The organism is Embleya scabrispora (assembly GCF_002024165.1).
Taxonomy (GTDB): Bacteria; Actinomycetota; Actinomycetes; order Streptomycetales; family Streptomycetaceae; genus Embleya; species Embleya scabrispora_A.
In genome coordinates this window covers 301,796-322,799 of the sequence record NZ_MWQN01000005.1, presented here as the reverse complement: position 1 = coordinate 322,799, position 21,004 = coordinate 301,796, and the positions used below count along the sequence as shown (strand labels likewise).

Genomic DNA, 21,004 nt, shown 5'->3' with positions numbered 1-21,004 from the left:
AGACCCTATCTGGGGGCTTGGGTTGCGGAACCGAGCGTCGGGCCGTTCACCGTGTCGGTGTATCTGCGGGCCGCAAGGATGCTGAGACCGAACAGGTCGCAGAGGCGGCGGGGGTCGCCGAAGGTGGCCGCTGCCTCATGCAGGATGCGGTCCTCTCTGACGGCTTGGGCGGATACGCCGAGGGTCTTGTTGATCCAGACGTGACTGACCGGCACGGTCCGCACGGCGGTGAACGTGTTGATGAAGAGGTGCGGATTCAGGGTGCGGGGCCAGTGTGTGGCTCGGTGGTCGAGCCAGCGTCCGACGAGGTTCCGCGCTTCGTCGGCAAGCAGGATCGTGTGGGTTGGCAGGTACATTCGCCCGTCGCGAACGTCGGTCAGCCGCAGGGCCCGGATATCGCCGCTGCGGGGTGCATGGAAGGCGACGAGGGCGGCCAGGGCCTGTCGGGCCGGGTTGGGAGAGCCGAGCGCCTCGCGGACGACGGCCAGGCTCATGGGCAGTGGCTGGCGGGTTTCCGGTTTGCCGGTGCGGATGCGCACGGTCGGGTTGACGAAGACCACCTTGCGGGCCTTGAGCACCCGGAACAGCGAGCGAAGTGCCGAGCCGGTCAGAGCGCGGCGGCTGCCGGAGGTCGGGAGCGCGTCCTGGACGTGGTTGCGGGTGATCGTCCGCAACGACCTATGGCCGTCGGCCTCCCAGGACTTCAGGACGGGTATGAGCGCGCGGGTGCGCACTCGAATCGTGTTCGTGCTCTTGGGTCGGAACCGTGGTGGCGTGGTGCGTCCGTCGCGCAGGATCTCGAACCAGGTACGCAATTCACCGGCCATCGGCTCGGGCAGGTCGCGACTCTGACGGGCGAACCACGCGTCGAGCGTGGACTCCTTGTCGTCGTCGAGCATGCCGACCGCGTCCAGTATCTCCTCGAGGGGACGGGCGTTGGCCGACAGCGCCGTGAGTCGGGCGATCTCGGTGGTCGTGATGGGGGCGCCCGGGGTGTCCTGAAGCGCGAGCAGTATTCGCAGGGCAGCGGTCGCCGAGTTGCGGCGAGTCTTGCTCCAACCGTGACGGGCCGCGTGTTCGGCGGCCGCCTGCTCGAGCAGCAGGGCCAGTTCGGGGATCGGTGGGTCGGGGAATCCGGCCTGTTGCCCGGCGAGGATGTCGCGGACGAGGTCGACGAGCACGCCCTGCCGATGAATCACGGGATATCGACCGGCGTTCGGCATCGTCTCGGTGCTGGGGGTTTGGGGCGGGAGGCGTTTCTGGCGAAAGAGGTTGGCAAGGAACAGTTGCTGGCCGTCGGCGTTGGCCTCGACGACGCCGATGCTCCTTCGGCCGGTCCGCTGGGAGGCCGCCTGGCGCCAGCACAGGCGGCACCAACCGTCAGCGTTGAGCGCCAACTCCCTTTGGCAGCTTGGGCATTCACCGATCGTCTTGAATCGTTTGCGCCAGCCTCGACATCCCTCGCAGAGCCAACCGTCGTGACGGGTGGTGCCCCAGCACAGGCAGTCGGCGCAACTGTCGATCATCGAGGGTGCGAAGCGATGACATCGACGGCACAGACCCGACGAGTAGTAGTCCTTGATCGATCCGCACTTTCGGCACGGGGGTGGCGTTCGGGGTCCGCCGGGCAGGCAGTCCAAGCAGTGCCGATACCGGGGGGCCGCCACGGGTCTGGATCCGCATCCCTCGCATCGCCGCGGGGCGGTCATGCCGGGGGGAGGGTGCGGTTGCGTCCCAGCCGTGGGACGAACCCGGGATCACCGGACGGGACGCCGTCCGCGGTCGCTCGGACTTCGGGCCGCAGGGCGGCGACCTTCTCGGGCTCCCGGATGAGCAGATCGGTCGGCGAACAGTCCAGGACGTGGCAGATCACGTCCAGGTCGTCGAGCCTGATCGTGGTCGGTGTTCCGGTCCACAGGGCCGACATCTTCCCGGCGCTGACCTCCAGTCCCGCCTCTGCCAGGCGTCGACGCATCTCGGTGGATTTCCAGATCCCGTTCTCGGCGGCCTTCATCCGCAGGTTCCAGCGCATCGGCTCACTTCCCATTTCCCGTCAGCCGTTCGGCCACGCGGTAGTTCGCGGTGGCCCAGGCGTTTTCGATGTGATCGTCGTGAACGTGCACGTATCGGGTCGTCGTGGACAACCACTCGTGTCCCAGAAGCTCCTGAATGGCCTTCAGGTCCAGGCCGCGGGCATACAACGAGGAGGCACAGAAGTGCCGCAGGACATGAGGCGTCAGTCTTCCCTGCCAGTCCGGAAGCCACCGGTCGACCGCGTCCGCGAGCCCCGAACGGAGCGCGTCGTCACCCGCGCGCATGGGTCTTCCGCTGTGTCGGTCCCGACGTTCGCTCGGCAGCAGGGGAGCGTCGGGGTCCGACCAGTCGTCCCCGAACTGGTGTCGAACATCCACGAGCCACCAGTCCAAGAGCGCGTCCACGTCGTTGATGGCGGGCACCAGACGGGTCTTCGGGCCTCGCCCCATGCTGCCCTTGCCGAATCGCACATGGAGTTTGCCGTGTTCGCCGAGGTCCGGACGCCAGTCCCGGATGTCGAGCAGCACGGTCTCGCCGATCCGCAACCCGACCCGACGCCACAGCGAGGCCGCGAGGTAGTCGCGGGCCGCCGGCAGGAACTTGCGGGCTTCGGGCAACGCTTCTCGCCATCGCGAGAACAGAAGGTCGACCTCGCCGTCGCCGCGTGGCACTCGAACGGCGCCGGCGTACTCGGCCTTCGTCGGTCGGTTGAACTCGTCGATCGGCTGTTCCACGACATGGCCGGTCAGCGCGTGGATGTCGCCCTGGTATCGGACGACGAGGAAGTCGAAGAAGCGTGCGAGCGTCCACGCTTTGCTCTGCACGGTACTTCGGGCCCGGCCCAAATCCTTGCGCTGATGGGCCAGGAACCGATCGGCATCCTTCGGGGCCGTCGTCCACACGTGGCGGCCGAGGAACTTCACGAACTCGAAGATCACCGACCGCTCGCTCGCGACATGGTCGTCGGTGACACCGGTCGCCGCGCTCGCCAGCGCGTACTGGTCCACCAGCTCCTGCTCGAAGTCGTCGTAGTCCTGAGCCGATCCGAACTGGCGGGCCGACCCCAGCGATCGCACTACCGCCAGCGTCACGGGCGCCTCGGCTCACTGATATTGATCACCGGTCATAGATACCAGAAGAACGTCGGGATTCCTGAAGAAACGTCGAGCTCTCTCGCATCGACGCTGAACCGGTGTGGACCTCGATCTTTCGGCCACCTGGGGCAATGCTCGCCGAGGGAACACGCGGGAGTTCCTACAAGTGGGGTGGCCGTGGTGACCTTCACCGTCGCCTCGAACACTCGCAACTTCGATCGCGATTCAGGGTCCTGGAAGGACGGAGCGACGCTGTTCCTGCGCTGCTCGGCCTGGCGTCGATTGGCGGAGAACATCGGCGAGTCGGGCCTGCGGCGGGGCATGGGCGTCATGGTGCGCGGCCGCCTGGAGTCACACACCTACGATTCCAAGGACGGGGAGCGGCGCACGTCCGTCGAGCTCACTGCCGAGGACGTTGGTGCCTCCCTCGGCCGGTCCGCAGCCACCGGCCTGCGCATCCAGGGCTCCGGGGTTCAGGGGGATCCGGCGACGACGCTCTCGAACGAGGATCGCTGACCGACGTCATGGAGTTGTCGACGGCCGGCGCGTCCACCTCGCCCGCGTGGCCTCTCGTCGTGACGATCGTGGTCGGGATCGGTGGCGGATTCGGGTGGGGGCAGTGGCGTCGGGCGCGGCTTCGCTCCGCCGCCGCGGTCCCTGGTGAACCGTTGACGACTCTCGTGGCGGCCGCGTGGGGGCGAGCCAGGGACAGACGGCGTTCGCCGTGGTGCAGGATCGGTGTTCTCGTCGCGCCCGCGTGCTTCGCGGTGTTTCTGGTGGTGGGTCTGTGGATCCGTGTCCTGTGGTGGCCGGCGTGCGTGGCGCTGTGGGGAGCGCCAATCGTCCTGATCGCCTGCGAGCAACCGATCCGCAGGCAGCGTAGGCGCATGCTCGGGGCGATGCGGTCGTGTTGTCGCGACCACTTCGCGGGAATCGCGGGTGAGCTACGGGTCACCGGATGGGACCTCGCGGCCCCGGGAGTCGTATTGATCCCCCGGGCACCGGGGCTTCCCGGGATCGCGGCGATGCGCACGCTTCATCGGGCCTGGAACAGCGATGCCGTGCTTTCAGAAGGGTTCGCCTGGACGTTGCGCTGGCCTGCGGACAAAGACGGCGAGACGCCCCGGGTCGTGGCGTTGCCGTCCGTACGCGAGACGCCTTCTGCGGATGCTGCGATCGCGTCGGTTCCGGGCGGTGAACCCGTGGTGGCGGGTTTGAGGACGGTCGTCCCGGCGGAGGAGGATCGCGGCTCACGGGTTGCGACGGTGGCGCGGCGGACGGTTCGCCTGACGTACTGTGCCGTGCTCGTCGGGGCGTGTGTGTGGCTGTTCACCCACCCGCAGGACACGGGACGCTATCTGCTGGCTCATCCCGTCCTGATTGGGTGTCTGGGGGCACCGTGGGTCCTCGCGGGCGGATGGTGGCTGATGACGCGCAAGGTGTTCGATCCGGCCGGGCGCGGCGTGAAGCCGTTCCGTCTGATGTTTCGGGAGTGGGCGCGGTTGCTGCTGCGCGAGGACTCGCGGAGGTGGCGCTGGTCGCTGTGGCTGTTGTTCGTGGCGGCCGTGTGGACATCGACGAGGTCGCGGACGATCATCGGGGCCGCGGCGCCGATGGCGGCCTGGGCGGCACTGGCGTGGGTGCGGGGTGCGGTGGTGGCTCGGCCGCGGCGGGCCCGGGTGGCGGTCATGTATGCGACGGCCGCCGGCATTCTGAAGTACACGGCGCACTTCAAGCCTCGCAAGGACCGTCCGGCGATGGGTCCTTGGACGCACATACGCGTGCGTGCGTGGAGGCCGGGGGGTGTACCGGCGGCGGTGCGGGTGGTGTATCCCACGGGTTTGAACGTCACCGACGCGGGGCTGCGGCGCACGCTCCTGGACGAGTGGAACTACAAGGTGTGTCCGCCGTCGGCCGACGACCCGGGGTTGCGTTGGCATGCGTCCTGGGACGGTCGCGGCTACGTGGACCTCACGCCTTTCGTGCCGGCAGATCCGGAGGACGTGCGGTGGCAGGGCCTGGTCCTGCCCACGTGGTCGCTGTTTCTGATGGGGCGCGATCTGGACACGGGGCGTTGGGTCGAATTCGATGTGAACACCGAATCCCCGCACCTTCTGGTGGCCGGACAGACCCGCTCGGGCAAGTCGTCGGCGATGGAATCGATCGCCGCACAGGCGGCTGCCCGCGGCTGGGAGCTGCAGATCGGTGACTTCAAGACGCACTGGTTGCGGTGGAACGGACGAGTCGGCCTGGTGGAACCGGTGGCCAGTCTCGACCTCGAGGACCCGGAGCAGTCACCGGTGTTCGCGATACGGGACCTGTTGGAGCGCGCCGACGCGGAAGTACAGAGTCGCAAGCTGGAGTTGGGTCGGCACGGCGTGGTGCGGTTCACTAACCTTCCTTCGGGAAAGGTCTTCGTCCCCCGGCTTGTGATCATCGACGAGTTCCTGGCCTTGGTGGCCAAGGAGAAGGGCAAGGACCCGCGGATCCGGGAACGGAACGCGGCACGGGACCAGATCCTGTCGATCTCCCAGCGCCTGGCCGTCGAGGCCGCGGCCATGGGCGTGTTCCTGATGTTGGGCATTCAGCGGCCGGATACCGAGATCATGGGCGGGCCCCTGCGTTCACAGTTCGGGGGCCGGCTCGCCTGCGGCGAGATGGACGTGGTCACGCGCCGCATGGTCCTGGACGAGACGCGTACTCCCGCACTCGCCGTCACCTCGGCCACAGGACGACGCATCCAGGGCCGCGCGATCTTTCGTGCAGCCCCCGGTCTGCCTCTCACCGCCATCCAGAACGTGTGGTTCGGCGACCCTGATGCTGCCGCCGATCTTGAGAAGTACCTGCCGCGGAGCACCGAGACGCTGGCCGGGGACCGATGAACGTGCGGCATCCCGCATTCGACGGCCGACGTCGGAGCGCGGGTCCACCCAGTGCGTGGGGGACGGTGACGAGCGAACGTGCGCACACCTTCACGCGCGCCATGCCGCCATGGGCGCATCGGGGGTGCTCGACCGGGCGGGCCGGTTCCTTCGTGCGGACGAACGCAATGCGGGGGGACGGGTGTTAAAGCGCGGACGAGCAAGTGCTCGGGGGTCGTGGTGCGTTCGTCCGGTCACGACGTTCGCGCCCCGTCGGCGGCCTGCGCGGCCGGCGCACACGGAGGAGGAGACGTGAGGTTCGTCGTGGCCCAGATCGTCGGCGGGTTGCTGGTCGTCCTGGTGGTGGGCGGATTCCTCGCCGGGAACCACTGGGACGCCGCCGCGTGCATCGACGATCTTCGACGCTGGTCGAAGGCGTTGTCCGAGTGGAGCGCGCGTCATGTCTGGGACCACTGACCGGAGGCAATGCCCGTGTGCATGGGTCGTACTCACGCCGTGATGGGCGCGGCGCTGTGGCTTGCCGCGGCGCCCTCGCTCGCTGACCGACTCGGTCAGGAACTGTCGGGCGGGTCGTTGGCCTTGTCCGCGTTCGCAGCCTCGGGAGCAGCGTTGTTGCCGGACCTGGACCACCCCCGGGCCACGCTCGCACGGACCCTGGGTCCGGTCACCGGCAATCTCGCGAGGGCTGTGGCGGCGCTCGCCGGAGGACATCGCAAGGGCACTCACTGCTTGATGGCGTGTGTCGCCGTCGGTGCCGTCACGGGGCTGCTGCGGGTGAAGACGGGCACGGTCGGTATGGTCGCGATCCTGTTCGTGTTGGCGTACGTCGCCATGCTCACGCTGGGCCTCGCCGCGTGGAAGGGGCGGCCGGCCGGGGACGTGATTCTCGTGGCGCAGGCGACCGTCGTCACGGGCGCCGGGGGGTTCGTGTGCCGCGGCGATTGGTGGTGGATGACCTGGGCGGTCGGCGGCGGAATGCTGATCCACATCCTGGGGGACATGTGCACCCTCGGTGGCGTACCGCTGTTCCTGCCCTTCTCTCGCCGTCGCATCTGCCTTCCGGTGATGGGCCGGACGGGATCGGTACCGGAAAGCGTGGTCGCCGCGACCGGGTTCGCCGCCTTCGGCGTCTGGGTGACGTGCGCCACCGTGGCGGGTTCGCCGTGGTGGACGCTGGCATGGCTGAATTGAAACAACCCTTATCGGGCGAATGAGCGCTATCTCATATATACGAAGCGTGTACGGCGCCCGCTAGCATGCATGCTGCATGGCTCGTGCACAGACCCGGAAAGGGGCACATCGTGACAGCAGGAGGTGACGAGAAGGCGCTCCGCGGCCCCGTCTCCGACGAGGAGGCGATCCGCCTCTACCGCCGAAAGCGCCTGGAATCGAGCGATGCGGACATGTCCGAGGACCTGCTGCCGACCACGATGGCCGACCTGGCCGGCGGACGAGTGTCCAAGATCTTCCGGCTCCCCGAGGATGTCGTGGCGAGAGCGGAGGCACGCGCCGCGCGGGAGGGGCTCGCACTGACGCCTGTCGTCGAGGAAATGTTCCGCCGGTACGCCAAAGGTACGCCCAGGGACCCGGAGGCGGCCTTGCGGGAGATTTCGAACGCAGGCGTCCGCCTCAGCGCAAGCCAGATCACAGGCGGCGACCGCAACCGCAGCAGCGTGACGGGGTCCTCGGGTCGGTCGCGTGCCCCGAGGCTGACCAAGGCGCAATGGGCCCGGGTACGGCCTCACGTCCCGGACACACAAGGACGATCCTCCAACGCGCGCGAGGTCCTCGACGTCATCGCGTGGAGATACACCGCGGACCTCAGGTGGGCCCTGGCACCTGCGGATCTCGGCATCAGCGGGCAAGCCGCCTATCAACGGCTCCGCAGGTGGAAACAGACGGGCACGTGGCAGGAGATCGTGGCTGCGTTGCGCGACGGTGCGCGCCCGGGTGAGAATCTGGCGTGGCTCGACGTCGCGGACAGAAGGAACCGAAGGTAGTGCCGTGACCGGAAGCGAACGCGGCAACCGCGGCCTGGATATCGGCTGCCCGCCCGAAACACGACCTGCGTGACCTCATGGCGAGGCGACTCACCCCCGAAAGCACATCGAGCCGGCGCGAACCCGAGACGGAGCCCTGTTCGGGCGCGGTGGGCCTGAACTTGCCGTATCGAGTAGCGCATGACCGTGACACGCCGTCGAAGGCGTGCGCACGACGATCTGTCTCATTCCGTGGATCCGCCCCACGGATTCGATGCCAGTAGCGAGTCGCGGAGGGTGGAGGCGTCGACATTGTCGCGGGTGGTGTCCAATGAGAGCAGCATGTCCCCGCGGGTCCCGTCGGCGCGTAGGCATCCGCGGCCGGGTATCCGCAGTAGACGGTCGACGGGAGCGGCCGGCGGCAAACGCACTGTGACCGAGCCTCCTTCCAGTAGTGGTACCCGCAGCACGAGGCCGGCTGCTCTCTCGGCCAAGGTCACGGGAATGCCGATTCGGAGATCGTCGCCGTCGCGCCGGAACGTGGGATGCGGGCGTACCGCGACCGTGAGTTCCAGGCCGTCGAGTCTGACCCGCTGTCCGGAGCGGATACCGGCCGGCAGCCGTAGGCGAATCTCGCGTCCGGTGCCGGGCTGCGTGACCGACACGACGCCTCCCAGGGCCGCCTGTGCCAGCGACACACCCACTGCGGCGGTTTCGCAGTGCCCGCTTGCTCCGCCCAGTTGCCTATGCAGTGCCAGCGCTTCGACCAGGAAAGGCTGGACGAACCTCGGAAGACGGTCCAGATGGCGGCGGCAGATCTCGATGGCCTCGGCCGCGTGCTGCCTTGCGTGGTCCGTTTCGTCCGGGATTTGTGCCCTGGCGTAGGCCAGGAACATGAGGACTTTCGCGAGCTGCAACTCGTGCTCGCGCGGGTTCTCCCGTGCGGCGTCCCGATAGATGGTGACCGCGCGCTCGGCCGCGTGCGCCGACTCGTTCGCGGGCGCGCCGCTCTCGAGCAGGATCTGTGCGAGGTTCCCCAGGTCCCAGCCCTGTCGGAATCGGTGGGCCGCCGGATTCCGCTCGACCAGCCGCTCTCGCAGCGCCAAGGCTTCGTGCATGGTCTCGAGCGCGTCGTCCATTCGGCTGTTTTCCATCTGCCGGACGGCGAGATTGCTGAGCACACGGGCGAGTTCGGGATCGAATCGTTCCGGAGTCGCGTCGGCCAATCGGCGTAGGATGGTGACTGCCTCCGCGCTGTGCTCCATCGACTCCGGCGACCCCGCCTTCTGACGCAACATGGAGTGGGCCGCCTGCCGAGTGCCGAGATTGTCCAGGACCATGGCCAGGAACCACTCGTGCGCGCGAGTATCGCGTCTCACGAGCCGCCGGCCGATCCGAACAGCCTCCTCCGTCGCTTCGATGGCTTCGTCGACCTGTCCTACCAGCTGCCGACAATTGCCGAGCAGGTCGAGCGCTCGGGCCAGGTCGGGCTCGTGGGCGCGCACGTCGCTGCGCTGCATCCTCCGGATCACCTCGACGGCCTTCGTGGCGACGGGCAGGGCGAGGTCGGCCCGACCGCTCTCCATCAACAGGTTGCCGTGAATGAAGAGTTCCTGCGCCAGGCTCGGCAGGTGGGTGGCCGGAGCGGCCGCGGACAGCCGGCCGGCGATCTCCAGCGCTTCGCCACTGCATGCGAGCGCATCCGCAATCCGGCCGGCCTCGCGATGGTGCACGGCAACGTTGTGCAGGGCGTGCATGAGGTACGGCTCGTATTGCCGCGGGTCGACTGCGACCAGTGCCCGATACGAACTGATCGTTTGCTTCGACAGGGTACGAACGTTGCTGTCGTGTCGCCCCATGGCCTGGTACGCCACGCTCAACACGGCACGGGCGGTGGTGAGTTCCTTCAGCAAGGCTTCCGGCCCGACGGTGACCAGCCGCTCCAGAAGTGCCACCGCCTCCAAGGCTCGCTCCACGGCTTCGGGGGACGGCCGGCCGTCGTGGCCGAGGTGTGATGCGAGATTGGTGAGGGAGACTGCGAGGGAGATCGAAGAGGCCGGGACCGTCCTGGGAAGCCGTCGGCAGTCCTCCACGGCCTTGCGGGCCGCGGTGACGGCCTCGTCGCCGCGGCCGGCGTACGCAAGTCGTCGGGCGAGGAGATTGCGCAGTTCCGCAGTTTGCGCCGGGTCGTCCGTCTCGGCGAGCCGGTGGGCGATCAGGCGTTCGGTGACGGAGGCGATACCGGAATCGAGGTCGATGTCCCGATGCTCCGGGAACCGTTCCGTCACCGCGGTCAGCACGTCGACCGGGACGTCGGACAACTGCGCCAGGGCGGACAGGGCCGCGTTGCCCGCCCGGACACCGAGCGTGGGATCGCTGCGCAGCAATGGGTACAGGTGCCGCCGTGCGAGGTGTGGCCAGCGTGCTGCCGCGGCGGTCAGGAAGGTGACGGCGCGAGCCGTGTGGCGCGGCTCGACCGCCAACAGCCGGGCGGGCGTCCCCACACACCATGGATCGGACGGATAGGCGGTCAGATCGTGCCCGGGCAGGGTCAGCGCCAGGAAATCCTCGGCGATCCGGTCGGGATACAGCGGTTCGAGGACCTCGCCGCGCCCCGGATCGGCACTCGGATAGCAGATCGCGTGGTCGGCCAGGGCTCGCTGCGGATGTTCGCTCGCGGCCAGCGCGCTCACCACGGTCACGCCGTCGGAGTGACCGACCGGGCCGGTGAGGGTGGCGGTGAACACGATGCGGGCCAGTTCGGCGGGCGAGGTGGCGAAGTCCACCCCCTCCACGCGCTTCTCGTACATCGCGCGCCAGTGCCCGAGTTCGCGATCGAGCAGATACGCGGACATGCCGGCCAGATCCTCGGGCGGGCGAGCGTCCCGCACCACCGCGTCGACCGCCACCAGGGCCGCCATGTGCAGCGCCAGGGTCAGGCCGAAGTCCGATCCGTCCAGCCGATCCGGGTACGGTACGCGGCGGGGGTCGACGCCGTAGCGTTCGGCGAAGGCGTCTCGGGCGGCCCGGAACATGTGGTGTCGGGCCGCTGAATCGTCCGGCAAGGGGGCCAGGTGCCGATCGCCGAGTTCCGCCCCGACTGCGGCGAGCGCAGCGCGAACCGCAGGCCAGCCGTGTGCGGAGCGCGCGATCAACAACACCCGGGTCGGTATCTCGTGGTGGAGCAGGGCGTTGCTGAACAACCAGGTCAGGTGCGAGACCGGCCATCGGTCGGCATAGTCCACCACCAGGAGAACACCGGACGAGCCGTCCGGGCGGAGATCCTGACTGCCCGGCCGAGGATGCACCACGCCGAGGCCCTGCGCTGCCGTGACCACCCGCCAGCCGGCCTCGCCGCTGAGGCGGGCGAACTCCTCCGCCAGCCGGGTCTTGCCCTGCCCGCCCGGAGCGTGCAGCCAACAGGCGGAGATCCGGGAGGACGAACCGTCTCGCCACCCGGACAGTTCGTCGAGTTCGCGTTGTCGGCCGGTGAAGCCGACCACCGTGTGCCGGGCGTCGAGCAGCCGGCTGGGCTGAAGCATCAGCCACGCGGGGTCGGACGTCCGGGATTCCGGCCGGTGCCGGTACAGCAGGTAGACCGGCCCGCGATCCGGGAGCACGTGCAGGTCCGCGCCGATGACGCCGTAGGCGAATCCGTCCACGGCGTGCACTTCCTGTCGCGGCCCGGGCGTCTTCCCGGGAGCGCTCACCGCCCGACGTCCGGCTCGTCGGTTGGCGATCGCTCGCGCTGCGGCGACTCGGCTCCGTGTACCACGACGTTGCCGCCCTGCGCGGCGAATAGGCGGGAATTATCGCGGGCTGTGTTGGTCTGCATCCACGCCCGGCCGGATTTCCTCGAAGCGGCCTGGAGTTGGTCCACCAGACGACGCAGATCGGCCTCGGCCTCCGGGTGGGCCGCGAGCAGGGCGGACAACTCCGTCTCCCACAACGGGGCCAGGTCGGCGCGGGCCCGGTCCGGGTCCTCGGCACCAAGGACCAATGCCTGATTGCCGTCGAGTTGCGATTCGATCGCCGCTTCACGGTCCTGACCCTGGCGCGAGAATAGCCGCGCCACCATCTGCCGTGCCGCGTTCCAGGAGTCGGTGGCCATCACGCCGGCCAATGCTGTTCCGCCCGCCGAGGCTAAGGCGACCAGTTCGGGATCCATGGCCCGACTATGCCAGAGCACGGCGGGCGAAGGCGGCCCAACGGCGCTTTCTCTCCGGGCACGCCGATGTCGGCGGGCGGGGAGCCGCTACCGGGGCGGGAAGACAGGGCACGACATCACCAAATCCGATGCCGCACAAGTCCGGGCAGTTACCTCGCTGCCTCCCCGCCTCGTGGGCCGCCGCGTATCGAGCCGTGGTGTGCCGACCGCGCTCGACTGATCCGATGGCGAGCGCGAACATCGGCATCATCTCGACGGATCTGCGCCCACCGGTGTCGCATTGACGCTCCCACCTGCGGGGGGCTGACGATTCTCCCTATCGATCGACGTTGTCCTGGAGCCGTCCCGAATGGGGCGGGTGGGGGGTAGGTTGCTCTGCGGGTGGCGCCGTCGCGATGAGTTCGGCGCACCTCAGCCACACGGATTCGGCGTCCTTCACGGCCATGTCGAGATCTCGGCGCGCCTGGTCGGCTCCCGCCGTGTCACCTCGTTCTCGATGGGCTCGGATCATTCGAGTCGCGGAAAGCCCCGCGGACAGGGCCGCTCGGACTCGGGTCCGTGTCTCCTGTGCGTTGTCGGGGTCCAAACCATCGCCGACGTCGAGCACTGCGTCGTAGAGGTCTGTGAGGGCTGTCAGGGACTCGACGGTGTCCGTAGGGACCCATCTGACGCCACGGTGGGCTTCGCATCGCCAGCGAACGACGGTCGCGGCCGCGGCAACGGTGAAGGCGCAACCTGCGGCGATCCACCCGCTGACGACGGTACGGCCGGTCGCCAGGGGGACGAGTGCGATCGCGGTGAGGACCAGGCCGAGCCGGGCGGCCGGCGAAGCCACGCCGGCGGCCAGGGCGTCGATTCGGCGCAAGAACGGCTCGTTCTCGCAGCGCTCCAGGGGGATCGCGGTCAGGGATCGATCGTGGGGGGCTCGCCATCGTGAGTTCCGTCTCACGGGCGTGCGCAGCGTGGTTGCGATGTGGCGAACCAGGCGATGTCTCGGTGGGGTCGGGTCCTCGTTGGGGCCTGTTCTCGTCACCATCGTCCGGAACGCACGATGTCTGCGGTGGCCTGCGCCAGGAGGCGGTCGTCCGAGCGCAGGTGTGCGTGGAGAACGGCCGAGCGGTCGTCCTGGGCGATGTCGCGGACGGCGACGTGGAAGTTGACTCGCCGGCCCAGGGGGACGGGAGCGAGGTATTCCACGGTCAGGCGTCGGGTGTATCCGAACCATCCCAGGTGGATCTGGCCGGCGGATATGACGGCGTCGAAGCTTGCGGCGATGGATCCGCCGTGGGCGCGTCCGGTGACGCCCTCCTGTGATCCGAGGAAGTTTCCGTCGGCTCGCACGCAGCCGTTGTCGACGGAGAAGAGCAGGGGGCTCGATATTGCGTTGGACCATCCGCCGACCGGGCAGCGTTCGCCGGGGCCTGGCGTGGTCGATGCGGAGGCGCGTGGGAGCAGCGCGGCTCGTTCGCAGAGCATCTCCGTGATGAGCCTCATCGCGTGGATGGTGTCTGTCTGTGTAGTCGGGTCTGCGGCGAGGAGTACGGAGTTGAGTCGGCGCAGGGCTGCGGCGACTTCGTGGCGTTCGGCGTTGACGACGTTCGGGTCCCACCATTTGAGTGTTTCGCGGGCCTGTTCGGCGCTGACGCGGGTGATCGGTTCGAAGCCCAGTATTTCCGTGGGGGTCGTCACAGTTCGATCACCCCGCCGACGACCGTGGCGTACAGCGCGCGGGGGACTCCGTCGGGGGGTCGCGGCGGTGTTGCGGATCGTGCGAGTTCGCCTGTGGGGTCGCGGCCGTCGAGGACCGTGGTTTCGGCTCGTCGGGCGAGGCGGGCGAAGTGTCCCGGGGAGCCTTGGCCGTGTCCGGTGAACGGTGTCACCGCCGCGAGGGCTGCCGCAGTCGCGCGGACTTCCGCATCGATGAGTCGTCCCACTTCCTCGAAGTAGGCGTCGTCCAGGGCGATGTCCGGGTTGCGTGCTTCCCAGCCGGCGCGGGCCAGGGCTGTGTATCGGCTGTCGGCGTTCACGCCGCATTCCTCCGTCCTGGGCCGCCCGTGGCGGCCGCGGATTCGACGGGGACGTCCGTATTCCGTGGCGGGAACAATCTGTCGTGACATCCACCGAAGTCAATAATGTATATACGTTCTATTGTCATCGGTAGTCCATGCCGGTCGTGCGAAACGGTTGCGGGGGCTTGCTCGTCGGAGCCCGGCGGGCAGGACCCGGTCGAACCGAATCCGGAGCAGCTCGTGACCGACACGTCGCCCCAGGCACCAGTCGAACAGGTCGTGACCGGTCGGGTGATGCCCCCCGAACCTCTTGCGGCCGTGGGCCGCTTCCACGACTCCTCGGCGGCCGTCGAGGAGTTGCAGCGTTTGAGGTTCGCACTTCGTCGTACGCATGCGGACATCGTGGTGTGGGTGGTGCGGGGCGGGCCCGGACTGTGCGGCTATGCGTCGTCGCGCAAGGCCCTCGCCGCTCTCTTGGACGTGGGATCGAGTCAGGTCCAACGTGTCATGGACTACGCGCTGGTCGTCGAGCGCCTGGCCGCGGCCGCCGGCGCAACGACCATCGAAGAGATCCGCGGCATCGCCGCGGCCACGAGCGCGGGACCGGCGTCCACACTCCTCAAGCCACAACTACCGGCCCTTGTCGACGAAATCCTGCGACGCGCCGGACGGGACGATGTGGACCAGGCCATGTTGATCGGCGAGGTGGTGCCGGGCGTTCTCGACGCGGCCACCCGTGCGGCAAGAAGCGGCGTACCGGAGCGTTCCCGGAAGGAGGCGGGGGTCGACACCCCTGCGCCCGCGGCGCCGTCCGACGCCCGGGTCGTCGAGGCCCACCTGCCCGAGCAGGTCGTCGATCGCCCCGCCCCCGTCGATCGGGGCGAGTGGCGGGTGGCAGAGCCCGCGCAGGCTGTGTCGGTGTGCCCCCACTGTGGTGGCGAGTTGGGCTGACGAGGTCCGCTCGGGCTCGTTTCTCCGCAGCCTTCATGTGTCGAAGGTCGCCCGTCGGCCCGCGTGTCGGCTGCTCCTCAGGTGCAATCGCCCGACTCTGCCGACCTCGGTGCCGTGTCCCTTCCCCGATCGTCCGTTCGCGTCACGCACGATCGGCTCGTACCGGCCGCCGAGAAACCGCCCCCGGGTTCTTCTCCGGGCCGGTGTACCCGACGAATCCGCCGTCCTCGCGCCCCCTGCCCCCTTCCCCGCGCCGGCCCGCCTCGGCCCGTCGCGGGAAGGGGGTTTCGGGGCTCCGGGAGCATGCCTGTCGCGGCTAGTTTCGAATCACCGGGATCACCCGGCGGGGCCTGAACAGCCCCATCCCCCAAGGGAGAGGCACCACCGTGACGAACGAGCCCGAAAACGCAGCCACCCTGCCCACACCGGGACTTGAGACCATTGCAACCGTTCTGGACGCCGCCTACATGGGTGGCGTGCCGGTTCTGCTGTGGGGAGACCCCGGCATCGGGAAGTCGTCCCTGATGCGGGCCGTGGCGAACGCCCGGCAGGCGCGGGCCGAAATCGTCATCGGCTCCGTCCGCGAACCGGGTGACTTCGCAGGCCTGCCCCTGCGCACCGAGCAAGGCATGGTCATGTTGCCGCCCCGGTGGGCAACAGACCTGAAGCCCGACGACCTTCTCGGGCTGGACGAGATCACGACGGCACCGCCGGCCGTGCAAGCCGCGCTCCTCGGTGTCGTTCTCGACCGCAAGGTCGGGGACCACGAACTCCCTGACGGTGTACAGATCGTGGCGGCGGCCAACCCCCGAGCATGTCCGGAGGGTGGCCCCTGAGCGCACCCTTGTCGAACCGGTTCCTCCACGTGATGCACTGCGTCGACACCGAGGAATGGATCAGCGGAATGCTGGGCGGATTCCAGGCGCCCACGTCCCGGGCACTGCGGGGTTCTCGGGAGTCCGAGCGTGAGTGGGCGGGATGGGTGGCCGGCTACATCAAGAGGCAAGGAAACGCGTTGATGCAGCTTCCGAAGCAGACGGCGGAGGCAAGCAAGGCGTGGCCGTCGCCCCGCACGTGGGAAATGCTCACGAAGGTGGCTCCGCACCTGCGTCCCGACGACACGGAGGCGTTGACCACCGTGGTGTACGGACTCGTTGGTGCGGTAGTGGGCTCGGCTTTCCTGACGTGGCTGAAGGAATGCGACCTGCCGGAGACCGAAACGGTCCTGTCGGATCCCGCGTCGGTCGATTGGGAGGCGCTGCGCGAGGATCAGTTGTTCGCGATTCTCGGGGGCGTGGTCGCCTGGGCTCAGGGCCAGGATACGAAGGCCGCCTGGCTACAGGCATGGCGACCGTTCGTGATCGCCGCAGACGTGCGGCCGTCGCTTGTGGCCTCGGCCGTTCAGGATCTCATCCGGATCCGTCCGCAGGGCACGGCGATTCCTCGTTCGGCGCGTGCGTTCGGGAAGGTCCTCGAAGACGCCGGTCTCATTCGGGCGCAGCAGTGATTCCCCGCACGATTCGCGCGCTCGGACCCGACGAGTCGAGGGCGTACGAGACGGGGCGGTTCGTGTCGTTGGAATTGCAGCCGTACGCGGCATCGGCCGCCTACGCCCTGAAACCGCTCGCGGCGGAGGGGCTGGGAACGTTCGCGGTCGATGCCGCGTGGCGGCTGTACGTGGACCCCGATTTGCTTGTCGGGCCGGACAAGTGGCCTGCGGCCATGGTCGGAGGTGTGCTTCTGCACGAGATCTGGCATCTGTTGCGCAATCACCACGACCGCGCGAGGGCGTTGGACCCCTTCGACGGCGCCTGTTGGAACCTCGCCACGGACGCCGCGATCAACGAGGGGCTGCTGGCGGCGGGCGTCGTCCTGCCGGATCAGGTGGTGACCCCGGCCGGCCTCGGGCTGCCCGAAGGAGGAATCGAGGAGCAGTACTACGCCCGACTCGTGCAGCGCACGCCCGGCCGCACCTCGGGGAGCCTCGGTGGTGGCTGCGGTTCGGGCGCGGGAATGCCCGGCCCGATATGGGAAGCCACGGCCGGGCGGGCGCCCGGGTTGGGCCCGTGCGAGCGGGGCAGTGTGCGCGCGAGCGTTGCGCGCGCCGCGCAACGGTACTTCTCCGGCACAGCGCGCGGCACGATGCCGGATTCCCTGCGGCGGTGGGCGTCGCGGGAGTTGGCCCCGCCGCAGGTGCCGTGGCAGGAAATTTTGGCCGGATCGGTCCGTGCCACGGTCGCGCGTGCCCAGGGTGCCACGGATTTCGATCGTCGGCGTCCGTCGCGGCGTTGTCAGGACGACGAGTTCCTTCGTCCGTCGCTGCGGGGGCCGCGCCTGTCCGTGGCCGTGGTCGTGGACACGTCGGGCTCGATGGGTCAGTCCGAACTCGACACCGCGATGGCGGAGACGGCCGGCATCTTCACGAGTGTGGGTGTGGACCGAACCCGCATGTCAGTCGTCTCCTGTGACGCGCAGGCGCATGTCGAGACCTATACCGGAAGCGAGAGCGTCAAACTCGTCGGCGGCGGCGGGACGGACATGAGGGTGGGCATCGCAGCCGCCGCCGGACTGCCGTCACGACCGGAGGTGATCGTCGTGCTCACCGACGGCCACACCCCGTGGCCGGAAGTCCCTACGACGGCGCGGGTGATCGCGGTGCTCATCGGCAAGCATGCATCACACGAGGAGCCTCCGCCATGGATGAGCACCGTGCGTGTCCGTGAGGCGGTGGCCGCATGACGCGCTTGCGCGATCGATCTGCGCTCCGGGCTCACGCCACGCTCGTCCTGCACGGCACGGGACTCGATGTGGCACGCGCGGAAACCGCAGCGAGCGGCGGGCCGGCCGACACCCCGGAGGCGATCACCGACGCCTTGCGGGACGGCTGGGCCCGCTCCGCGAACCCCCCATCGATCCCCGTGGTCGCGACGACCACGCCGTCCGAGCAGGAGGGCGCACGATGACGGTGGAACTCTTCGATCTCGCACAGCGGTTGCACGCGCAACGCACGGGCCGACCCGCGCCACGCATGGTCCACGCGCCCGTACTGCGGGGCACGGACCCGATCGCCGTGGCCTACCAGCCGCGAGGGGGACGCCCCGGTCTGCGCATCGTCGGACGTGGCGCGGACGCGCACGTCCGACCGGCAGGCGCGGTCGCCGTGCTGTCCGATCTGGGGATCGGCCCCGGTGCGGCGCCGCCCACGCTGGTGACCGCCGGTTCCGCAGCACTGCGCACCCTGGCGGCGCAGCGTATCCAGGACGCGGACGTGAACATGGTGGTGCGTTGGTGGGAGCGGCAGGCGGAGTTCCCGGTCAGCGTGTCCGTGGTCGACGTGGTGCGTGCGTGCGGTCGGCGCTGGGTGTGCGGGACCTCTCCCGAGCACGATCACGATCCGGGTGTGTGGCTCGACTGGTTGCGGGTGCACGGCACCGGTGCGCAGGCGTTGTTCGATCTGTACGACAAGGTCACCGTGGGAACTCCCTTGCCGGTTCTGCGCGTGATGGCGGAAGGCGAGCAGTTTGCCTGGGACGATGCCGTCGCCCGCTTCGGTGACGGGTTGCCGACCGTTGCCCCGCGATCGGCCGCCGCGCTCGAACTGCGTCTGCGCTGCGATGCGACGGATCTTCTCGAATCCGGTCTCATGGCCGATCCCCTGATCCGTGCCCGGTACGTCCACTCCGGGGACGTGGTGCACGGCACGCTCGCCCCCGTTGCGGCGCAGACGAAGAACAAGGTGGAGCGGCACGTCCTGGAGTCCGATCGGCTGGAGTCGCGTCTGCGACCGGGGCAGGGTGTCGTGGGGTGGATCGGTCTTCCGGACGGCGACACGTCGCGAGCGGCGTTCACCGCCACGATCGAGTCCATCGGCAACCGCAGGGGTCGCCTTGTCCTCAACCTGCGGACGAGTCGCGTCACCGCGCAACACGCGGGCGCGCGGGTCACGGTCATGCCCACGCCCGTGGTCGCAGCCATGCAGGCACACGGCCGGCGCGTCGCGGAGAGTCTGCGGCGACGCGGTTCCTGGCTCACGACCCGGAAACCTCCCTCGCGCGCCGGGCGGAACGTGCCCATGGAAGTGGTCTGGGCAGCAGCAGACACCGACGTGTGATCGGCGGGCTCCGTGTTCGCGGAGCCCGCCCCGACCTACAGGAACACCCATGTTGATCAACGTTTCACCTTCCGGTGAGCCCGCCGGTGCCGTGGGCGAACCCCCGCCGTCCACGCCCGTCATCCCGCAATCGGAGCCGGCAACGCTTCTTCGGCCGTGGGCCGGTTACGAACTCCTGGACGTTCCGCACACGGCACGGGCCTTGCAGGCGATCTGGAGCGGCGATCCGGCCACGGTCGTCCGTTCGCCCCCCGGAGCCGGGAAGACCCGATTCGTCTCACTGGCCGCCGCCGCACTGGGAACCCGTGCCGGCCTGCGGGTCGGACTCGCGGCACAGACCCGCATGCAGGCGATCGAACTCGCCACCCGAGTGGCCGCCTTGACCGACCGTGTCGTTCTCGTCTGGAAACAGGACGATCCCGAAACACCCCGTATACCCGGGCTGCGGGTGGTCACCGCCCGACACGTCACGTCCCGGTTCCGCAACGGGGGCGTCATCGTGGCCACGGCGGAAAGCTGGATGTACCGCAACGCCGACGCCATGGCCTGCGACGTGATGATGATCGACGAAGCGTGGCAGATGTCCGCAGCCAAACTCGAACCCCTCGGAGCGTTTGCCCAACAGATCGTGTGTGTGGGGGATCCCGGGCAGATCCCGCCGATGGTCACCGCCCAGATTCCCGCCCGCTGGGAGCGTGATCCGCACGCGCCGCATCTGCCGTCTCCCGAGGTCCTGATGCGCAAGTTTCCCGAAGTCACGACCGTAGTGGATCTGCCTCATACATGGCGTCTGGGGTCGGACACCACGGCGTTGATCCAACCCGTGTTCTATCCGCAGCAACCCTTCACGTCCCGCCGTCCCCCCACCGCCGTTCGCCGACCGGACGGTGAGGCTCTGCCCGAAGTCGTGCGTCGCACCGTTTCTGCCTCGGCGGGGCGTGCGGATCCCCGCGCGACGGCAGCCGTTGCGCGGCGAGTTGACGAACTGCTCGACGGACACGTTCTGGAACGCGAAGGGCACCCCACGCGCCCCCTGGAGGCTTCCGACATCGCGGTGGTGTGCCCGCATGTGATCCAGTCGTCCGCCGTCCGCGCACTCTTGGAAGCCCACCCCGGCGTCGTGGTGGGCACGGCGAACCAACTCCAGGGTTCCGAACGACCCGCGACTGTGGTGCTGCATCCCTTGATCGGGCATCGGGGCATCGGTCCGTTCGCCACCGATCTCGGTCGGGCTTGCGTGCTGCTCACCCGGCACAGCGCGCACCTGACCATCGTCACCGATCCCGCGATCGAGGACGTTCTGTTCGCCGCGCCCGCCGGAACGCCCGGCGCCGTGGAGCACCTGCGGTTGCTGGAGAGGTTGTCGTTGCTCCCCCAGGTGTGACGGCTTCGTCGGGCGCCCGTGTGCAAGCGGGCGCCCGACGAAGCCCACCCCACCCCTCCCCGTGACGCCGGGCGCCGGGAGGGGGGCAGACCAGTGTCCCCATGTCACGTTGCCCGGCAACATTGCTGAAGGGGCACAACCGCAGGGTCCGACAGGCAACCGGGTCCCGACACCTGTGTCTGGGTACATCGGCGTCGCGGTTTCACCGCAACGGGCCCGCCCCGGCCGCCGCACGTCACGTGGCCGCACAACGCTGCGGCTTCCGCCGCTCTGGGTTGAGCGAACAGCACGATCCTTTCGCCCGAGGAGCGGACGCGTGTCGAAGACCGGTCCCTACGGGCCGCCCGCCGACGCGGGGTACACGCGGCAGCCGCGTTCCCTGTGCTCCTCCG

19 protein-coding genes are annotated in these 21,004 nt (G+C 68.9%); 12 read left to right on the top strand and 7 right to left on the bottom strand.

Annotated features, from left to right (window positions below):
• Positions 1–5 precede the first annotated feature (5 nt).
• The 3 genes from B4N89_RS46145 to B4N89_RS46135 all read right to left on the bottom strand — a co-directional run bounded on the left by B4N89_RS46145 (position 6) and on the right by B4N89_RS46135 (position 3,110).
• Positions 6–1,397 (bottom strand): hypothetical protein, encoded by a 1,392-nt coding sequence (locus tag B4N89_RS46145; RefSeq protein ID WP_078982698.1) that lies wholly within the window; start codon positions 1,395–1,397, stop codon positions 6–8.
• Between the two features lie 308 nt (positions 1,398–1,705).
• Positions 1,706–2,032 (bottom strand): helix-turn-helix domain-containing protein, encoded by a 327-nt coding sequence (locus B4N89_RS46140; RefSeq protein WP_078982697.1) that lies wholly within the window; start codon positions 2,030–2,032, stop codon positions 1,706–1,708.
• 4 nt (positions 2,033–2,036) lie between these two features.
• Positions 2,037–3,110: a tyrosine-type recombinase/integrase gene (locus B4N89_RS46135; protein ID WP_235619383.1), complete on the bottom strand. Its 1,074-nt coding sequence runs from the start codon at positions 3,108–3,110 to the stop codon at positions 2,037–2,039.
• Between B4N89_RS46135 and ssb the strand changes: the two genes are divergently transcribed.
• The 5 genes from ssb (at position 2,991) to B4N89_RS46115 (ending at position 8,010) form a co-directional block, all read left to right on the top strand.
• Positions 2,991–3,644, top strand: coding sequence for a single-stranded DNA-binding protein (ssb, locus tag B4N89_RS52900; protein ID WP_078982695.1), 654 nt, complete (start codon positions 2,991–2,993; stop codon positions 3,642–3,644). The two genes, B4N89_RS46135 and ssb, sit on opposite strands and share 120 nt — an antisense overlap.
• A gap of 59 nt (positions 3,645–3,703) precedes the next feature.
• Positions 3,704–6,010 carry a hypothetical protein gene (locus B4N89_RS46125; RefSeq protein ID WP_143658420.1) on the top strand — a complete coding sequence of 769 codons (2,307 nt, stop codon included), beginning with the start codon at positions 3,704–3,706 and terminating at the stop codon, positions 6,008–6,010.
• 291 nt (positions 6,011–6,301) lie between these two features.
• Entirely contained in the window at positions 6,302–6,466 is a 165-nt protein-coding gene (locus B4N89_RS50485; RefSeq protein WP_161501069.1) for a hypothetical protein, read from the top strand.
• Between the two features lie 9 nt (positions 6,467–6,475).
• Entirely contained in the window at positions 6,476–7,201 is a 726-nt protein-coding gene (locus tag B4N89_RS46120) for a metal-dependent hydrolase (RefSeq protein WP_078982693.1), read from the top strand.
• A gap of 110 nt (positions 7,202–7,311) precedes the next feature.
• Positions 7,312–8,010 (top strand): transposase, encoded by a 699-nt coding sequence (locus tag B4N89_RS46115; RefSeq protein ID WP_161501067.1) that lies wholly within the window; start codon positions 7,312–7,314, stop codon positions 8,008–8,010.
• A gap of 224 nt (positions 8,011–8,234) precedes the next feature.
• Here B4N89_RS46115 and B4N89_RS46110 read toward each other — a convergent pair whose 3' ends face one another.
• From B4N89_RS46110 to B4N89_RS46090, 4 genes are all read right to left on the bottom strand, one after another.
• A complete protein-coding gene (locus B4N89_RS46110; protein WP_143658418.1) occupies positions 8,235–11,651 on the bottom strand; it encodes a DnaJ C-terminal domain-containing protein in 3,417 nt (1,138 codons plus the stop codon).
• Between the two features lie 44 nt (positions 11,652–11,695).
• A complete protein-coding gene (locus B4N89_RS46105; protein ID WP_143658415.1) occupies positions 11,696–12,157 on the bottom strand; it encodes a hypothetical protein in 462 nt (153 codons plus the stop codon).
• A gap of 1,029 nt (positions 12,158–13,186) precedes the next feature.
• Positions 13,187–13,846, bottom strand: coding sequence for a PaaI family thioesterase (locus B4N89_RS46095; RefSeq protein ID WP_078982688.1), 660 nt, complete (start codon positions 13,844–13,846; stop codon positions 13,187–13,189).
• Complete coding sequence (locus B4N89_RS46090) at positions 13,843–14,184, bottom strand: hypothetical protein (RefSeq protein WP_078982687.1); 342 nt, start codon at positions 14,182–14,184, stop codon at positions 13,843–13,845. The genes B4N89_RS46095 and B4N89_RS46090 overlap by 4 nt, the downstream gene beginning before the upstream one ends.
• Positions 14,185–14,406: 222 nt before the next feature.
• Between B4N89_RS46090 and B4N89_RS50480 the strand changes: the two genes are divergently transcribed.
• The 7 genes from B4N89_RS50480 to B4N89_RS46065 all read left to right on the top strand — a co-directional run bounded on the left by B4N89_RS50480 (position 14,407) and on the right by B4N89_RS46065 (position 20,612).
• Positions 14,407–15,117, top strand: a complete 711-nt coding sequence (locus B4N89_RS50480; RefSeq protein ID WP_078982686.1) for a hypothetical protein — start codon at positions 14,407–14,409, stop codon at positions 15,115–15,117.
• A gap of 386 nt (positions 15,118–15,503) precedes the next feature.
• Positions 15,504–15,953 carry an AAA family ATPase gene (locus B4N89_RS46080; protein ID WP_143658413.1) on the top strand — a complete coding sequence of 150 codons (450 nt, stop codon included), beginning with the start codon at positions 15,504–15,506 and terminating at the stop codon, positions 15,951–15,953.
• A 182-nt stretch (positions 15,954–16,135) separates the two neighbouring features.
• On the top strand, positions 16,136–16,624 hold the full coding sequence (locus B4N89_RS50475; protein WP_161501066.1) for a hypothetical protein: 489 nt from the start codon (positions 16,136–16,138) through the stop codon (positions 16,622–16,624).
• 62 nt (positions 16,625–16,686) lie between these two features.
• The gene (locus B4N89_RS46075) at positions 16,687–17,856 is read left to right on the top strand and encodes a DUF2201 family putative metallopeptidase (RefSeq protein ID WP_161501065.1); all 1,170 of its coding nucleotides are present in this window, start codon (positions 16,687–16,689) and stop codon (positions 17,854–17,856) included.
• On the top strand, positions 17,853–18,080 hold the full coding sequence (locus B4N89_RS49390) for a hypothetical protein (protein ID WP_143658409.1): 228 nt from the start codon (positions 17,853–17,855) through the stop codon (positions 18,078–18,080). The genes B4N89_RS46075 and B4N89_RS49390 overlap by 4 nt, the downstream gene beginning before the upstream one ends.
• Positions 18,077–19,228: a hypothetical protein gene (locus B4N89_RS46070; RefSeq protein ID WP_078982683.1), complete on the top strand. Its 1,152-nt coding sequence runs from the start codon at positions 18,077–18,079 to the stop codon at positions 19,226–19,228. The genes B4N89_RS49390 and B4N89_RS46070 overlap by 4 nt, the downstream gene beginning before the upstream one ends.
• A gap of 49 nt (positions 19,229–19,277) precedes the next feature.
• Positions 19,278–20,612 (top strand): AAA family ATPase, encoded by a 1,335-nt coding sequence (locus tag B4N89_RS46065; protein ID WP_078982682.1) that lies wholly within the window; start codon positions 19,278–19,280, stop codon positions 20,610–20,612.
• The last annotated feature ends 392 nt before the right edge of the window (positions 20,613–21,004 follow it).